This is a genomic window from Mucilaginibacter sp. SG564, assembly GCF_013149275.1.
Lineage (GTDB): Bacteria > Bacteroidota > Bacteroidia > Sphingobacteriales > Sphingobacteriaceae > Mucilaginibacter.
In genome coordinates, this window is the sequence record NZ_JABGNA010000010.1 from 79,462 (window position 1) to 94,955 (window position 15,494).

Here is a 15,494-nt window from a genome sequence, read left to right on the forward strand (position 1 = left end):
GAGCCCTTTATACCTAATCCACTTTAGCTCTGCAAAATATTAAATGCATTAAGTATTTTTGATTTGATGCAAGCAAAAGAAATACTCCAGGCGCATATCGCTAAAACTATATCGTTAACAGATGAGCAGTTCGATTATCTTTTTTCGCATTTCAAACAGCGGTCTTTCAAAAAGGGGCAGGTTATTATTGCCGCAGGCGATAAGATAGATCATGAATATTTTGTGCTGGATGGCTGCCTCAAATCATTCTATATCAATGATGACCTGAAAATGTTCATCCTGCAATTTGCCATGCCTACCTGGTGGGCATCGGATTACAATGCCCTATATAGCCAGACAAAAGCAACCATCAATTTAGATTGCATTACAGATGCTGAGGTGCTTTGCCTGTCAAATGACGACCGCGAAAAACTCTGCAACGAGATTCACCAGGTAGAACATTTTTTTCGCTGGCGCACCAACAGGGGTTACGTGGCTTCCCAAAAAAGGCTTTTATCCTTCATGAACAATGATGCCAAACACCGCTATGAAGAATTGTTGGCCCTGTATCCTGCGCTGTATAATATCGTTCCCAAACATCTGATTGCGGCCTATTTGGGCGTTTCGCGGGAAACGCTGAGCAGGCTTTATCATTCCTGATCAGTCACCCCAAAATGTGATGTACATCACGTAATCTGCCTGCTTTTTTAAATGTGATGTAGGTCACGTAAGTTCCTCTTCATTCCTCCCCACATTTGTATTGTCATTAACGACATACAAACATGGAAACACAAAATTTCAAAATCGTAAGCGCTAAAAGTAACATCGATTGGATCGGTCGTAAAGTAACCGGCGCACATAACGGAACTATCTCTGTTAAAGAAGGTTCCTTAACTTTTAACAACGGTCAGCTTTCAGGCGGCCGCTTTATTATCGATACTACATCGATCAACATCCTGGATATAACCGATCCCGCTACAAACGCGCAATTTGCCGGTCACCTGGCTTCTGAGGATTTCTTCAATTCCAAACAATATCCCGAAGCATTGTTCGTGATCACCTCATCTGCACCTAAAGGTAATGGCGTTTATCATATTGATGGCGACCTGACCATCAAAGACCTTACTCATCCGGTAGCGTTTGACGCGCAGATTGATCATGCTGATGATGTAATTACTGCATCTGGCAAGATCGTGATCGACCGTACCAAATACGGCATGAAATTCCGTTCAGGTAATTTCTTCAAAGATCTGGGCGATACTTTGATCTATAATGAATTTGAACTTCAGGTAACCATCACCGCTAACGCTGTTACTGAAACAGCCTTAGCCTAAAAACCACAGCCATGCCATTTGTAAAAATCGAGATCACCCGTGAAGGAGTCACCCGTGAACAAAAACAAACCCTGATAAAAGGTGTAACCGATCTGCTGACCAGCACCCTAAATAAAGATCCTCATTTAACCCATGTAGTGATACAGGAAGTTGATCTGGACGACTGGGGTTATGCCGGCGAACAAGTATCCGTACTAAGAGAAAAAGACATCACTGCCGATAAAAAATAAAGACCATGAAAAAGCAAACTGTCATCGTAACCGGTGCATCGTCCGGTATAGGTAAAGAAATAGCCCGTTACTTTTTAGAAAAGGGCGATAATGTAGTTATCAATTCCACCACAGCTCATAAACTGGAGCAGGTTTTTAACGAACTGGGGGCAGGCGATAACCTGGCCATGGTAGCAGGCAATGTAAGCCACAAACAAACCGGCGAACAACTGGTAGCCAAAGCCATCGAAAAATTCGGTTCAGCAGATGTGCTGGTAAACAATGCCGGCATATTTGAAACCAGGCCTTTTCTGGAAGTAGATGAAGCTTACCTGGATAAATTCCTGAATACCAACCTTAAAGGCACTTATTTCACCACACAGGCAATTATACCACAGATGTTAAAACAACATGATGGCGTGGTGATCAACATTGGTACGCCATTGGTTAACCATTCGCTTACCGGGGTTCCTATTACCGCGCAAATGGCATCAAAAGGCGCCATACAAGCGCTTACTATACAGCTGGCCAGCGAGTTTGGTAAAGATAACATCCGGGTGAATACCATCGCCCCCGGTACCATCCGCACCCCAATGCATGGCGACAAGGCCGACCAAAGCGCTGGCTTACACCTGCTGAACCGTGTAGGCGAAGTGGAAGACATTGCCGAGATGGTTTATACCGTTGCCAAGAGTAAATTTATTACCGGCGCTATCATCAATGTAGATGGTGGTATGGCTGCCGGGCATAATTTAAATTGATATGAAAACCCTGTTATTAACCGCTTTAATGTTCTGTACCTTGCAGAACATTAAAGCACAAAAATTAAAGAAAATGGAAAACAATCAGCAAAGCAGAGCTGCCATTACCGAGGTGCTCGAAAACCACTACTTCAAAGGAATATACGAAGGGGATGTTAATTCATTAAGCAAAATTTACTATGGTGGCACATTATTGTTTGGCGATGTAAAAGGTCAACCATATGCCAAAATTTTAGAGCAATATTTAGATGGTGTGGCACATCGCCAAAGTCCCAAAGATTCCGGTAAACCATTTAAAGGCGAGATCGTTGATATCAGGGTAATAAATTCCATAGCCGTTGCAGAGGTAAAGGTAAAAATGTATGAATTCAACTATCACGAGTTCCTGTCATTTCACCAGATAGATGGCAAATGGCTGATCGTTAATAAAATGATCAGCGACGTAAACGAATAAAACTATTTAACCATGTGGTATAACACAAAAGCAACAGAAATATTAGGCATTGATTACCCGATTATGCAGGGTCCATTCGGTGGCGGATTGTCATCGGTTGAATTGGTAGCTACTGTATCCAATGCTGGTGGTTTAGGCGGTTATGGTGCTTACACTTTAAGTCCGCAAGAGATCTATGAGAAAGATAAGCAGCTCAAAGCCGCCACCAACAAGCCCTACAATATTAACCTGTGGGTTTCTGATACCGATGCGATAGACGGTACGGTTTCTGACGAAAATTTTGAACAGACTAAAGCTTTATTCAAGCCCTATTTTGACGAAGCCGGGATCGCATTGCCCGAAAAACCGGCAGTGTTTAAACCCCGCTTTGAAAACCAGGTTGAGGTGATACTGAGCACCCGTCCAAAAGTATTCAGCTTTATGTTTGGCATACCCTCTGCAGATATATTGGAGCAATGCCGTAAACAGGGTATTAAAACAGTGGGCGCAGCCACCACGCTTGACGAAGCCATTGCTTTGGACGCGGCAGGTGTGGATATGATCATCGCCTCAGGCTTCGAATCCGGCGGTCACCGTCCTTCATTTTTGGCTTCTGCCGAGCAATCCACTACCGGAACTTTTGTATTAATCCAATTGATCAGGGAAAAAGTAAAAACACCTATTATTGCCGCGGGCGGTATCGCCAACGGTCGTGGTGTGGCCGCAGCGCTCACTTTGGGTGCCGATGCCGCGCAGATCGGTACTGCGTTCCTGGCTTGTGATGAATCGGGCGCATTACCTGTCCATCGACAAATGCTGTTTTCTGATACCGCAAAATATACCACACTATCGCGCGCCTTCACCGGGCGACTGGGGCGTGGTGTTACCAGCAGGGTGGCCAAAGATTTAGTAGGTCAGGAGAAACAATTCCTGCCCTTTCCGCTGCAAACCACTTTCATATCGTCATTAAGAAAATCGGCGCTTGAACAACAAAAATGGGATATGGTATTGTTCTGGGGTGGACAAATCGCACCTATTCTTAAACATACCAAAGCCTCGGTTTTGATGCAATCCTTAATCGAGGAAACATCAAAGATCATGGCATCATAAAAAAAACAAGGCTATGAACTCGTCAAAAGTATGGTATATCACAGGAGCCTCACAAGGATTGGGGCTTAACCTGGTAAAAAAGCTATTGCATAGTGGCTACCGGGTAGCCGCCACCTCGCGCAACGCGCAAACCCTTAAAGATGCTGTTGGGCTGATAGACACTGACCGTTTTCTTCCGCTGGCGGTAGATTTGAATAACCTGGATTGCATCGAAGAATCCATCAGGCAAACCATTACCGCTTTCGGGCAAATTGATGTGCTTGTTAATAATGCCGGTTATGGCATGGCCGGTACGGTAGAAGAAATAGTAGAGCAGGATATCAAAAATATTTTTGATGTGAATGTTCTGGCCACCATCAACGTTACCCGGAGCGTACTACCCGTTATGCGTAAGCAGAAAAGCGGTTTTATTATCAATATGAGTTCTGTTGCAGGTTTTGTAGGCGCACCGGGCTGGTCAATATATTCGGCAACCAAAGCCGCGGTAACTGCCTTTTCTGAAGTGCTGGCGCTTGATGTTAAAGAATTTGGTATCAAAGTAACCGCGGTGGAACCATCAGGTTTCCGCACCGGTTTCCTCACCCAAAATTCACTGGCTTATACCGAAAGTAAAATTGAGGGTTACCAGGCGGTAAAAAATACGCAGGAACGTTACCTGGCAGCCAATGGCAAACAACCCGGCGATCCGGATAAGGCAGCCAAAATATTGATCCAGATCTCCGAAGATCAGCAACCACCATTACACCTGTATCTTGGCCGCGACGCTTATAAGCGTGCATCAGAAAAACTGGCCGCGATGGCTGATGAACTTGAGACCTGGAAAGCAACCACTATAGGGGCTGATTTTCCCGATCAGAATTAATGAGCTTATTATAATGCGGTTGACGATTTTGTTTATTTTCGTAACACACAATAGATATTATAATTTATGAAGCCGGATTCGCAGAATGTAACTGACTATACCAATAACAATACCATATTTATGGTCTGGAGTTTTAAGGATGATGTAGAAGTGAAAGATACTTTCAGTCAACTTTGTAAGCTGATTATCAACCTTAATAATTCTGCAAATATCCGTTTCCCTGTTTCGCGGGCAAGCTGTGTAATGGGTATTGGGTACGATGCCTGGCTCCGGCTCGGTCTTCCTACCCCGTTACCTAAAGAATTAGCAAATTTTGAGCCTATCGCAGGCAGTAAACACACGGCGGTTGCTACCAAAGGGGATCTGCATTTTCATATCCGGGCAGATACTACCAGTATCTGTTATGATATCGCATCTGCTATAACTGACGTTTTAAGTCCCGTGGCCATCAGTACAGAGGAGATCCATGGTTTCAGGTATTGGGACAGCCGCTCTATTTTAGGCTTTGTTGACGGTACTGAAAATCCACACGGACAGGAGCGCGAGTTTTTCAGCATGATAGGCGATGATGATCCCGCTTATCAGGGCGGGAGTTATCTTTTCACTCAAAAATATATCCACGATTTAACCGCATGGAAAGGACTTTCTACAGAACAACAGGAGAAAGTAATGGGGCGTTACAAAGCGAATGATATTGAAATGAGCGATGACGTAAAACCATCTAACTCCCATATTGCCTTGGCCAATGTTGGCGATGATTTGAAGATTGTTCGCGATAATATGCCGTTTGGCAATATGGGGACTAATGAAATGGGAACTTATTTTATAGCTTATGCCAGTACATTCAGTACAGTACAGTTGATGCTGACCAATATGTTTATTGGCTCGCCTGAAGGGAACTATGACAGGATCCTCGATTTCAGCACAGCCAAAACCGGAACCCTGTTTTTTGTACCCACATTTGACATGTTGGATAGCTTTTCTGATTAATTTTCTGATCAAAATATAATGGATACCAGGCAATTTAATGATGATGTTTTCCAGGTAGTGGAGCTCATTCCAACAGGTCGTGTAACTTCCTATGGCGCGATAGCTAAAGCGCTGGGCTATGGTACAGCCAGGATGGTGGGCCATGCTATGGGCATGATTGATCATGATAACAAAACCCTACCGGCGCATCGTGTGGTTAACAGCAGCGGTCATATTTCGCCACCGGAAAACAGCGGGGGAAAATGGCGCATACAAATGCTGGAGCAGGAAGGTGTAGTTGTACGAAACGGGAAAGTAGCCCAGTTCAAGGGGCTTTTCTGGGACCCTAAAATTGAAATAGAATAAGCGGGCCAAAGCCACACCGAATAGCTTTAAATGGAGGAGATCTTATTAACCCAGCCTATCAATCCGGAAGAAATACTGTGGTTTTTATCCCGCGGTTTTGACGAGCCCATGTACCGGGTTAAAAATAATAGTGTATTCAGGGCTTTTAAAATTGGCGATGACAAATTCCTGGTGAAAATTACACCAGGCGTGCAGTCGGTAAAAATAGAATGGCTTTGCGGAGAACGTACCGAAGAAAAAGCGACGTTCGTTAAAAGCTTCATCAGCGAATGGTTTGATCTGGAGGCAGACATCGCACCATTTTATGAACTCCTGAAAACCGATGACAGGCTGTATTACATGGCCGAAGACTTTAATGGCCTGAAACTGATTGGTATGCCCGATCTGTTCGAAGCCCTGGCCTGGGCCATTATGGGTCAGCAAATCAACTTGACTTTTGCCTACAAACTCAAACGCAGGTTGATTGAAAAGTACGGGGACTTTATTGAGCATGAAGGCGAAGTATATTATGTATTCCCCTCTCCAGAGGCAATCGCGGCGGCCGATCCTGATGATCTCAGGGAGATGCAGCTCTCCGGTAGCAAAGTCGCCTATTTAAAAAACGCCGCAACAGCATTCGCGACTGGAAAAATCGATAAGGCTATGCTTAAAGCGCTACCCGATGCCCTTTCACGCCGTAACCTGCTTACCGCGCAAAAAGGCATTGGCGTATGGACAGCCAACTATGTGCTGATGAAATGCCTGCGCGATCAAACAGCTGTACCATTCGGCGATGCAGGGTTGCTCAACGCGCTGCTAAGCCATGATGTCATCACCAATAAAACAGAGCTACAAAATATGTATACGCTGTTTGAAAAGTTTAAAGATTGGGAGGCCTACCTGGTATTTTATCTTTGGCGAAGCCTTGCACCAAGACCAGAAATTAATAAAGCTTTTTCACCTGATTAGGCGTTAAACCGGTATAAGATTTAAACTCTTTTATAAAATGTGCCTGATCATAATAGCCGCACTCAAAAGCTATGGAAGTGAGCGGTTGAGGCGATGATCTTAATAACTCCAGGCTCTTGTTAAACCGCTGAACAGAAAAAAACCTTCGAGGCGTTATACCAACCCAATTCATAAAAAGTTTTTGAATATAACGCTCAGAAAAACCATAGTGCTCCGACAGGCTTTGAATATTGAAGGTCCTGTTTTCCTGAGCAACATAATTGCACAAATGTTCCACTAATTTTAACTGATGGTCACTCCTTTTGTTCCTCACCAATCTCTGGATCAGGAACGCTTCCAAAACCTCTACCTTCTGTTCTATCGTGCGTTGTTCCATTAAGCGATTATAAAAATCATCCGACTCTTTGTTGAAAAGATCACAGAGATCAATTGACTCATTAGTAAAATCGGAAGCCGGGTTTGGAAAAAAAAGCGCGCTGGCATGCGGATGGAACCGTGTGATGAGGCATGTATTTCCTTTGGTGAGCGCAGCCATGGTTGGGATTGTCCAGTGGCCTAACACTTCCAAACTGGGCACCTTCATGGCGTTATTTCCCCGGTGCCTTACGGTATCATTGGTGGAGATATCTATACAGAGCTCTACACAGCCGCTCGGATACATCACCTCCAGCACATCCGTATCGTGGCGGCACGTCCAGTAATTTTTTACAAAAGGTTTTAAAATATCCGACGGAAAGAATACCCTATCTCGCATAATTAAAGATAATGATATTATAAAAAATCATTAAACGTCTGGTAAAAATGCCACAGCTTATATTTGTTCGTTTTTTTACAATTTTACTTGTAATCAGGACTTTACTTTTGTTAAAACGATTAAAATTTATGAAGATGAAAAATTATAAGAAATTCCTTTGGATGCTTTTCCTGCCATTGATGCATTTCATGGCAAACGCGCAATCGAATCCGAATGATGCCTCGTTACAAGATGCCAAAAAAGCGATCGCGGCAAGCAATGCTACTTATTTTATAGCCATTGCCAAAAATGATGGTTCTATTCTTAATCATTATGCAGACGATGCCTGTTTGCTGCCACCTAATTCTCCTGCCATATGTGATCATGCCGGGATGGCCAAATTTTTTAAGGATGGCTACGAAAAATATGGCTTGAAGGGGGGCAAATTCATCACTAAAAATATCTATGGTGATGGCCGGGAATATGTTACCGAAGAAGGTCTTTGGCAATCTTTTGATGCTCATGGAAAAGTATTTGACGATGGCAAATTTCTGGTGTTGTGGAAGAAGACGAAGAACGGATGGAAAATGTACCGCGATTCGTTCAGCAGTAACCGTGCTCAAAAATAAAAAAAGAGAACTTCTCTAATTTACAACTCGCGGTTATCATTCGGTTAATCCCTAAACAGAGCGTTTTTACCCCGTTTGAAATTATCTTTAAATAGCGAAGACCTTGCGATGATGTTAAACAAGAAATTGCGGACAAATTGATGGATTTCGCATAACCAGCCTTAAAGGCTTAGGCTTATGATTGAATTAGGGCTTTGGTATATAAGTCCTGTTTTCGCAATAGGGCATTTGTTTTTTCAGTTGCCAGGACAACCTTAGTTCATCGTCGAATATAACGACATAAGCAGACAAACATGGGATGGCGACTTTACCGCCCAAAACAGCCCCACCGGAACGGCTGTATAAGCGGACATTCATACCCTGCAATTCAAGCGCACAACATTCCATTCTTACCAGTTGAGCAACCAATAGCGCGTAGCCGGGGAAAATGTCAAGGCCGGGCGGGGCCTCTGAAAGCGAACAACTCCCGCCCGCTTGTGTAGCCTTGACGTTTTATCCCGGCGTGGGCTAACTTCGCTGTATTGGTGAATGAGAATGTAATATTGGGGCAAGGGGAAAAGCAAGTCGGTTATGAACGCAGCGAATTTCCGTCTTGCTGCGGGAGGTGAGGCCGGCGGTAGCAGGCAACCCGCTCTATCGCGGGTAGCGTGCAGCCGCTGGCCGCAACCGGGGTTTATTCTTTAGTTTCGTCAATGCTTAACGACCGGATCTCGTTTTTGATCCATGCCTCTACCTCTTTCTTAGCGTCCCTGCTGACTTTAGCGACTTCATCGCACTGAGGTATTAGTTCCAGGGTCATACCTCGATACAGGCTCTTTTCTTTAATTTATTCGGGTAGGTGGTGGAGTAAGTTTTCATATAGATGACTCTCAAGGCCTAAATTTTACTTTTGAGACTGCCTCTCAAATAAATTCAATGATCATGAGCTAACGGCTTTCGTAAAACATACGCCCAAAGAAAAGAGGTTGTTTTCACTAATGAGAACAACCTCTTTTCTTTAGCTTTGTGGAGTAATTTATATCTTTCGAAAATGTGGGTAGCGGAGCATGTCTGAAAAGTTGCAATATGACGAAATAATCAGTGCGACTAAAAGGTTTCAAAATATCCTTATATGCAGGACGCGCTTGACCTGATCGAATTTGTAAATGGCGATGCCAGCACCAAATGGGGCAAGCTGCGTACCGATCTTGGCCACTATTGTCGATGAAGTTCAAAAAAGGTTGTTAGTTTATTAATTCTATGATCTGAATCAGCAGACTGATGGGAATCTGGCCACTATCTGTTTAGCTTGTAGATTATGTTCAAACAAAAGGTCTTTAGCTTGCACAGGTCCCGAAGCTTCAACATTTCTCAAACAGTTGGATCTCAAGATTAATCGACTTGCTTTCGGTACTCAATTGCATATAAACCGGAACAAAAATAAAAATGCCTCTGCAATCGGATTCTTTTATATGTTTCCTCAATTCTCTAAACAGATAATTATGGGTCTCCAAAATTGAAAAGCCACTGTTATCTCATCGATAAATTTCTATTTTATCATTTGTTATATGAACAGGCAGCCATAAGTAGGTTGATTTCTCCAGGTCGGTTTTATTCCATCTGTCGCCCATAAAAATAAATGTACCCGGCTTGTTTGCTACAGGCAGTACAAATCCCCCCTGCGAAAAAAAGGATACTTCGGCGTTTACTCCTTTACATGGATTTTCACGTTCTGTCCATGGCCCCATGATGTGATCGGCAACAGCATAAGAAGCTGCATTAGGCGACCAGCCAGAACAGCCGGACGTAATTAAAAAGTATTTGCCCTCGTTTTTAAAAATAGCCGGGCTTTCCCTCCCTTTGTCCACCAATATCCGGGTATACGTTTTTGTTGGTTTCAGGTAATCATCGCTTAGCAAACAAACATGCATAGTATTGTTATTCTCGGACGAATAAATAAGATAAGCCTTTCCATCATCGTCTTTAAACAAGGTCATATCTCTTAACATCTGGTCGTTAGGTTTTACACTGCCCAGGTATTTATAGGGTCCGAAAGGCTTATCGCTTATGGCAACACCTCCCCGGGAATAACTATAGTCATTCTTGTCTATATGCATCCACATCACAAATTTCTTTGTACGCTCATTATAAATCACCTTGGGCCTTTCAATAACCCTACCAGTATCCAGGTCATAACCGGGATTATTTGTAGTAGGCTTTAAAACCACACCCCTGTTTTTCCAATGTTTAAGATCTGTAGAAGAATAACAGGAAACCCCTCCGGCCGGAACCCGGAAGTCTTCCCAGCTCTGCTTAGGGACAAGCCAGGTTTTACCTTTCTTTACTTCACCAAAAAGATAATAAACACATTTGTAATACAATACCCCGGCCCCATGTGCATTAACAGGTTTTCCATCTGTATCCATCAAAACATCGTTATCAGAACGCCGGTCATTCACAGCGTGTATACACTTTGAAAGCGACAAGCTGTTACAGGCTATCAGTAACAAAAAAAGCAGGGTATATTTCATTTATCGTTAATTAATTCTGATTGTCTTGGGTTTTTAACACCAGGGTGGTTACCAGTGAATCTAATTGTACTGTTGCCAGGTTAAGACTGATGCCAGTTGTGTCCTGATGAAATTTAACTTTTTTACCATGCAATACGGTACATGCCGTGATAACCTGCTTAATTGGTGGTAATTTAACAACGCTTTCACCTGTTGGCATTTTCAACAGGTGAATATATATTTTATTGCCTCTGCAGGTTGCTCCATAAAAATCATCAACAGGTTGAAAAGGTCCGGGACGCGTTTGATATATGCCTTCGCCATTTTTCGCTAACCACTTCCCCACTTCTTTCAGCCGCTCCACATGTGAAGGAGGAATGACGCCATCCGGGTCCGGTCCTACATTTAATAATATATTCCCCCCGCGGTCAACCGTATTAACAAGCATATCTATAATCCGTTTCAAGGGCATCAATCGCTGAGCTTTATTATATCCCCAGCTTGTTTCATTAAGGTTCAGGCATTTTTCCCAGGGAAAGGGGATAATGGGCCCCTTAACATCTGCGCCGCCTTCGTCGGTCTGGAAATCACCAACCATTCCTGACCTTGGGTTAATGACCACATCCGGGTTATAGCTGCGTACCATGGCATTAAGTTTTAACGGCTCCCAAAACCATGCCGCGTCGGCATCAGTACCTTTATGCGCCAGCCAGCCGCCATCGTACCACAAGATATCTATTTTGCCATAGTTTTTCATGAGCTCTTCTACCTGCCCATACGTTTGTTTCTTAAGCAGCGCGGCATTGTCAGGAAGTCCCTTAGGGTCGAAATAACCGGGAAAACGCCAGTCCAGCGGAGAGTAATAAATGCCTACATAGAGCCCCGCCTTACGGCAAGCATCGGTATACTCCTTTACAAAATCGCGGTGAGCAGCAGTTTCCCAACTATCAAAATGCTGATAACTTGAGGGGCTGTTCCAAAGGGCAAAACCATCATGATGCCTGCTAACCATTACCATATACTTCATGCCAGCCTCTTTCGCCACCTTAGCCCATTCCGCAGCACTGAAATGCTTCGGATCAAACTGATCAGCCAGTTTGGCATATTCCCCGGCCGGTATCTTTTGGTTGAACATGGTCCATTCACCTGTGGCCGGAATTGCATATAGGCCCCAATGGATGAACATTCCAAATTTCTGGTCTTCCCACCATTGCATCTTTTCGGGCGGCAGATTGGAACCCGGGCCTGATACGCCCTGCCCCACACCTTTTAACGAAGGATAGATCTTTCCTTTCTCCATTGATTTTTTTTCCACCTCGCTCATTTGCTGGCTCTTTGCGATAAAAGAATGCCAAATAAGCATTAACATAAGCCCGGCTGCAATAATTTTCATTTTTTGTTTCAACATAATTTTGGCTTCAAAATGTGATCACTTAAATAATCAACACAGTCATTTTTGTATTTATTAGATTAAATTGGTTAACTGAACGTTTAAAATTGTCATACAAATCCACCTAATATGGTCACATAGTAATGATCAGGCAACAATTCAACTAATACTGCCCTGTTGGTATGAAAGCTTTAATACAAAAACTTACGTGAAATTTATTTTTTATTTAGGTTCATTGACGTTTCCGGCATTCCTACTTTAATTAATATTCGCCATTCTCCGAACTGTTAAATAGTATTATACGGATAAGCTCAAAATTAATTAAAGTCGTATTCGATGAGTTACCTAAATCAGACTTTATTTTGTACGAACACGACATTCCGCTGGCATCTTTAAAACATACCTCATTTATATAGAGTTGTTCAATTTAGCTTAATTTAATCCTGGCAGGAAGCAATGAAAGTATTAAATAATAAAATTCAATTAAGGATACGGACAGAACTTCCTTCTCAATGGAATTGTGATAAAACTTACGCCGTTGGTTCGGGGGCCTATTAACCAATCGTATCGAAAAGCAGCATAATTTGTTAGGCTTTCGCAGAATCATGACAATATGAGACCACAAATGGCTAAAGAACGAAATACCCATAAATACAAGCAAGCAAAATCGAATCAAAACTAAAACCAGATAATTCGACCAAAAACACTCCTAAGATTCTAACAGCAATAAAGTATCAATTAACCAATAGATAATTAAAGTTTTTTGAATGATCATCTCATGAACAGCGTAAATTTCTTATAAATTAAACATTTAGTACCCTATTTATTCACTTTCGTGACCTTGTAGCTCTATATTTTTGTCACTAAACCAATAGGCCAAAGTGGCTTTACGCCCGAATAACCTTATAATTTCAAAATAGAAGCATAATCATCAAAACAAAAAGTGTTTGAGCATGCGGCTCTATTTACTTGTTTTTGCATAACCAATTAAACCATCATATGAGAAAACTAAACTACTTCATCGGCATCCTGGTGATTTTATTATTCACCAGATGCCAAAAACAACAAATTATCAGCCCAAATGTTAAACAGCCTGTTTCCAAAACAGTTACCACATTGGCTATAACCAGTTATCCAAATTACAACACATCTCCCCTACCGCCAGATCAAACGGGGGTAACCAGTACAGCCGCCCAGCTTGCATCAAAGTTTCAATTGGGTTGGAATATCGGCAACACACTGGAAGCGATAGGCGGTGAAACCTATTGGGGTAATCCAACGGTGACCCAGGCACTAATTGACGAAGTTAAAAAAGCCGGCTTTACAGCCGTGCGTATTCCTTGTGCCTGGAATCAGTATGCCGACAGCGCTACTGCCAAAATCCAACAAACATGGCTTAATAGGGTACAGCAAGTTGTCCAATACTGTGTGAACGACGGGTTATATGTGATACTAAACATCCATTGGGACGGGGGATGGCTGGAGAACAATTGTACTACCGCTGCACAGGCCGCAGTTAATGCCAGACAAAAAGCCTTTTGGGAGCAAATAGCTACGCAAATGCGCGGTTTTGACGAGCATGTGATATTTGCCAGCGCCAACGAGCCTGCTGTATCCGACGCCACAGGGATGAGCGTGCTGCTTTCCTATCATCAAACTTTTGTTAACGCGGTCAGATCAACCGGGGGGCATAACAGTTACAGGGTGCTGCTTGTCCAAGGGCCAAGCACTAATATTGACGGCACCAACAATTTAATGAATACACTCCCTACAGATCCGGCAAGCAACCGTTTAATGGTTGAAGTACATTATTATGACCCGGCTCAGTTTTGTTTTTTGACATCGGATGCAAGCTGGGGTAATATGTTCTATTATTGGGGCAGCGGGTATCATTCTACAACCGACGCTTCACGAAATGCTACTTGGGGTGAAGAGTCATATATGACTTCAGAACTTTCGTTGATGAAAACAAAGTTTGTTGATAAGGGCATTCCTGTTATGCTGGGAGAATATGCAGTAAACCGCAGATTAGGCCTTACCGGCGATGCCTTAAACCTGCAACTTGCAAGCAGAGGTTATTACCTTAATTATTTTGTCCACCAGGCGTTACAATATGGGTTAAAACCATTTTATTTTGATTCCGGTGGTACGGACTCAACCAACCCGGGTAGAATTATTAACAGGCAGAACAACAGCATTTACGACCAGCAAGGCTTAGCCGCAATTATGCAGGGAGCGCAAAATAACACCTCTTCAACAATTCAGGTTGGCCAGGTTTACCAGATTTACAGCAGGAACAGTTTTAAAGCCCTGGAATTTGCGGGCTGGGGAACTGCAAATCAGACCCAAGCCGATCAATGGGATTACGTAACAGGGGCAAATCAGCAATTTAAAGTAGAAGATGCGGGAGGTGGCTATTACAGGTTAACCCCTATGCATGCTACAGGAAAGTGTTTGGAAGTTTATGGCGGGAACACAGGTAACGGCGGACAAGTAGATCTATGGGATTACAATGGTGGTTCAAATCAAAAATGGTCAATTCAGATAACCGACAACGGATATTATAAGATCATCAACGCAAATAGTGGAAAGGCTTTGGATGTTACCGGGGCATCGCTCAATAACGGTGTTGCAGTTACTCAATGGACTTACTCAGGAAACCGAAATCAGCAATGGGGATTTGTAAAAATATAAGGAACTCCTAATTAAAAACCAAATCCCGAACGGATATTTCATTCGGGATTTGGTCTTTAAACGAATTGTAGCCGGAATTACCGTATCTATATTACAAAATCAAAAATCTGGGATACTAAAAACGACGGCATAGTCCGCTTAATTAATTTAATTATCTCATCAAGCGTATTTAATCCAAGTATCATTCCTAATACCAAATCTGGTGTTTAAGAAAACATAAATTTCAAATATTGCTTTTCCTCCTGCTCCGTAATACGTGGAAAAGCAGGCTATCCTGATTTGGCAGGTTTATACCACAAGCATAGGGAATTCTACCTATGTTGACCCTCCCAGCCAGGAGATCATATTAAATCTCAAGTAACTTACTCCTACCCTGATATTAATTATCCGGATATTTTATTAGGCCGTTAACATCATATTTCTATTCAAAAAAATATAAAATACTAAATATCAGATAGTTAAATAAGGTTTACATTTGTGCCCCCATTTGTAAACAATCGATTGCTTTCCGGCATTTAATTTTACAACATTCAAACCGATGATAAATCTTGATATCAACTGATATGAGGTTTCTGTTCATCGGCTATA

Annotated in this window: 17 protein-coding genes; 13 read left to right on the top strand and 4 right to left on the bottom strand. The window is 42.7% G+C overall.

Going from position 1 to position 15,494, the window contains the following annotated elements; translation table 11 throughout:
• Positions 1 to 66 precede the first annotated feature (66 nt).
• From FHW89_RS21925 to FHW89_RS21970, 10 genes are all read left to right on the top strand, one after another.
• The gene (locus FHW89_RS21925; RefSeq protein ID WP_172337197.1) at positions 67 to 639 is read left to right on the top strand and encodes a Crp/Fnr family transcriptional regulator; all 573 of its coding nucleotides are present in this window, start codon (positions 67 to 69) and stop codon (positions 637 to 639) included.
• Between the two features lie 122 nt (positions 640 to 761).
• Positions 762 to 1,313 (top strand): YceI family protein, encoded by a 552-nt coding sequence (locus FHW89_RS21930; RefSeq protein ID WP_172337198.1) that lies wholly within the window; start codon positions 762 to 764, stop codon positions 1,311 to 1,313.
• An 11-nt stretch (positions 1,314 to 1,324) separates the two neighbouring features.
• On the top strand, positions 1,325 to 1,543 hold the full coding sequence (locus tag FHW89_RS21935; protein WP_172337199.1) for a 4-oxalocrotonate tautomerase family protein: 219 nt from the start codon (positions 1,325 to 1,327) through the stop codon (positions 1,541 to 1,543).
• Between the two features lie 5 nt (positions 1,544 to 1,548).
• Positions 1,549 to 2,283, top strand: a complete 735-nt coding sequence (locus FHW89_RS21940; protein ID WP_172337200.1) for an SDR family NAD(P)-dependent oxidoreductase — start codon at positions 1,549 to 1,551, stop codon at positions 2,281 to 2,283.
• 1 nt (position 2,284) lies between these two features.
• Positions 2,285 to 2,737 (top strand): nuclear transport factor 2 family protein, encoded by a 453-nt coding sequence (locus FHW89_RS21945; protein ID WP_172337201.1) that lies wholly within the window; start codon positions 2,285 to 2,287, stop codon positions 2,735 to 2,737.
• Positions 2,738 to 2,749: 12 nt separating this feature from the next.
• Positions 2,750 to 3,826 carry a nitronate monooxygenase family protein gene (locus FHW89_RS21950; RefSeq protein WP_172337202.1) on the top strand — a complete coding sequence of 359 codons (1,077 nt, stop codon included), beginning with the start codon at positions 2,750 to 2,752 and terminating at the stop codon, positions 3,824 to 3,826.
• 13 nt (positions 3,827 to 3,839) lie between these two features.
• On the top strand, positions 3,840 to 4,688 hold the full coding sequence (locus FHW89_RS21955; RefSeq protein WP_172337203.1) for an SDR family NAD(P)-dependent oxidoreductase: 849 nt from the start codon (positions 3,840 to 3,842) through the stop codon (positions 4,686 to 4,688).
• Between the two features lie 66 nt (positions 4,689 to 4,754).
• Complete coding sequence (locus tag FHW89_RS21960) at positions 4,755 to 5,678, top strand: Dyp-type peroxidase (protein WP_172337204.1); 924 nt, start codon at positions 4,755 to 4,757, stop codon at positions 5,676 to 5,678.
• An 18-nt stretch (positions 5,679 to 5,696) separates the two neighbouring features.
• Positions 5,697 to 6,023 carry an MGMT family protein gene (locus FHW89_RS21965; RefSeq protein WP_172337205.1) on the top strand — a complete coding sequence of 109 codons (327 nt, stop codon included), beginning with the start codon at positions 5,697 to 5,699 and terminating at the stop codon, positions 6,021 to 6,023.
• A 30-nt stretch (positions 6,024 to 6,053) separates the two neighbouring features.
• Complete coding sequence (locus FHW89_RS21970; RefSeq protein ID WP_172337206.1) at positions 6,054 to 6,971, top strand: DNA-3-methyladenine glycosylase; 918 nt, start codon at positions 6,054 to 6,056, stop codon at positions 6,969 to 6,971.
• On the opposite strand, the gene FHW89_RS21975 is transcribed toward FHW89_RS21970, so the two are convergent.
• Positions 6,946 to 7,725, bottom strand: a complete 780-nt coding sequence (locus FHW89_RS21975) for a helix-turn-helix transcriptional regulator (protein WP_172337207.1) — start codon at positions 7,723 to 7,725, stop codon at positions 6,946 to 6,948. The two genes, FHW89_RS21970 and FHW89_RS21975, sit on opposite strands and share 26 nt — an antisense overlap.
• Before the next feature lie 134 nt (positions 7,726 to 7,859).
• Here FHW89_RS21975 and FHW89_RS21980 point away from each other — a divergent pair, with 134 nt between their 5' ends.
• A complete protein-coding gene (locus tag FHW89_RS21980; protein ID WP_172337208.1) occupies positions 7,860 to 8,333 on the top strand; it encodes a nuclear transport factor 2 family protein in 474 nt (157 codons plus the stop codon).
• A gap of 673 nt (positions 8,334 to 9,006) precedes the next feature.
• Here the strand turns inward: FHW89_RS21980 and FHW89_RS29020 are convergent.
• Entirely contained in the window at positions 9,007 to 9,132 is a 126-nt protein-coding gene (locus tag FHW89_RS29020; protein ID WP_256367813.1) for a hypothetical protein, read from the bottom strand.
• Positions 9,133 to 9,444: 312 nt separating this feature from the next.
• Here FHW89_RS29020 and FHW89_RS29190 point away from each other — a divergent pair, with 312 nt between their 5' ends.
• Complete coding sequence (locus tag FHW89_RS29190; RefSeq protein WP_371742473.1) at positions 9,445 to 9,540, top strand: hypothetical protein; 96 nt, start codon at positions 9,445 to 9,447, stop codon at positions 9,538 to 9,540.
• A gap of 307 nt (positions 9,541 to 9,847) precedes the next feature.
• Here the strand turns inward: FHW89_RS29190 and FHW89_RS21985 are convergent, their stop codons facing one another.
• Positions 9,848 to 10,843 (bottom strand): glycoside hydrolase family 43 protein, encoded by a 996-nt coding sequence (locus FHW89_RS21985; RefSeq protein WP_172337209.1) that lies wholly within the window; start codon positions 10,841 to 10,843, stop codon positions 9,848 to 9,850.
• A gap of 10 nt (positions 10,844 to 10,853) precedes the next feature.
• Positions 10,854 to 12,146, bottom strand: a complete 1,293-nt coding sequence (locus FHW89_RS21990; protein WP_216650653.1) for an alpha-L-fucosidase — start codon at positions 12,144 to 12,146, stop codon at positions 10,854 to 10,856.
• Between the two features lie 1,065 nt (positions 12,147 to 13,211).
• Here FHW89_RS21990 and FHW89_RS21995 point away from each other — a divergent pair.
• Positions 13,212 to 14,906, top strand: coding sequence for a cellulase family glycosylhydrolase (locus FHW89_RS21995; RefSeq protein ID WP_172337210.1), 1,695 nt, complete (start codon positions 13,212 to 13,214; stop codon positions 14,904 to 14,906).
• The last annotated feature ends 588 nt before the right edge of the window (positions 14,907 to 15,494 follow it).

Excerpts from the sequence above, each read along its gene's own strand:
- FHW89_RS21925 (WP_172337197.1), top strand. The coding sequence starts at position 67 with ATGCAAGCAAAAGAAATACTCCAGGCGCATATCGCTAAAACTATATCG.
- FHW89_RS21930 (WP_172337198.1), top strand. The coding sequence starts at position 762 with ATGGAAACACAAAATTTCAAAATCGTAAGCGCTAAAAGTAACATCGAT.
- FHW89_RS21935 (WP_172337199.1), top strand. The coding sequence starts at position 1,325 with ATGCCATTTGTAAAAATCGAGATCACCCGTGAAGGAGTCACCCGTGAA.
- FHW89_RS21940 (WP_172337200.1), top strand. The coding sequence starts at position 1,549 with ATGAAAAAGCAAACTGTCATCGTAACCGGTGCATCGTCCGGTATAGGT.
- FHW89_RS21945 (WP_172337201.1), top strand. The coding sequence starts at position 2,285 with ATGAAAACCCTGTTATTAACCGCTTTAATGTTCTGTACCTTGCAGAAC.
- FHW89_RS21950 (WP_172337202.1), top strand. The coding sequence starts at position 2,750 with ATGTGGTATAACACAAAAGCAACAGAAATATTAGGCATTGATTACCCG.
- FHW89_RS21955 (WP_172337203.1), top strand. The coding sequence starts at position 3,840 with ATGAACTCGTCAAAAGTATGGTATATCACAGGAGCCTCACAAGGATTG.
- FHW89_RS21960 (WP_172337204.1), top strand. The coding sequence starts at position 4,755 with ATGAAGCCGGATTCGCAGAATGTAACTGACTATACCAATAACAATACC.
- FHW89_RS21965 (WP_172337205.1), top strand. The coding sequence starts at position 5,697 with ATGGATACCAGGCAATTTAATGATGATGTTTTCCAGGTAGTGGAGCTC.
- FHW89_RS21970 (WP_172337206.1), top strand. The coding sequence starts at position 6,054 with ATGGAGGAGATCTTATTAACCCAGCCTATCAATCCGGAAGAAATACTG.
- FHW89_RS21975 (WP_172337207.1), bottom strand. The coding sequence starts at position 7,725 with ATGCGAGATAGGGTATTCTTTCCGTCGGATATTTTAAAACCTTTTGTA.
- FHW89_RS21980 (WP_172337208.1), top strand. The coding sequence starts at position 7,860 with ATGAAAAATTATAAGAAATTCCTTTGGATGCTTTTCCTGCCATTGATG.
- FHW89_RS29020 (WP_256367813.1), bottom strand. The coding sequence starts at position 9,132 with ATGACCCTGGAACTAATACCTCAGTGCGATGAAGTCGCTAAAGTCAGC.
- FHW89_RS29190 (WP_371742473.1), top strand. The coding sequence starts at position 9,445 with ATGCAGGACGCGCTTGACCTGATCGAATTTGTAAATGGCGATGCCAGC.
- FHW89_RS21985 (WP_172337209.1), bottom strand. The coding sequence starts at position 10,843 with ATGAAATATACCCTGCTTTTTTTGTTACTGATAGCCTGTAACAGCTTG.
- FHW89_RS21990 (WP_216650653.1), bottom strand. The coding sequence starts at position 12,146 with ATGAGCGAGGTGGAAAAAAAATCAATGGAGAAAGGAAAGATCTATCCT.
- FHW89_RS21995 (WP_172337210.1), top strand. The coding sequence starts at position 13,212 with ATGAGAAAACTAAACTACTTCATCGGCATCCTGGTGATTTTATTATTC.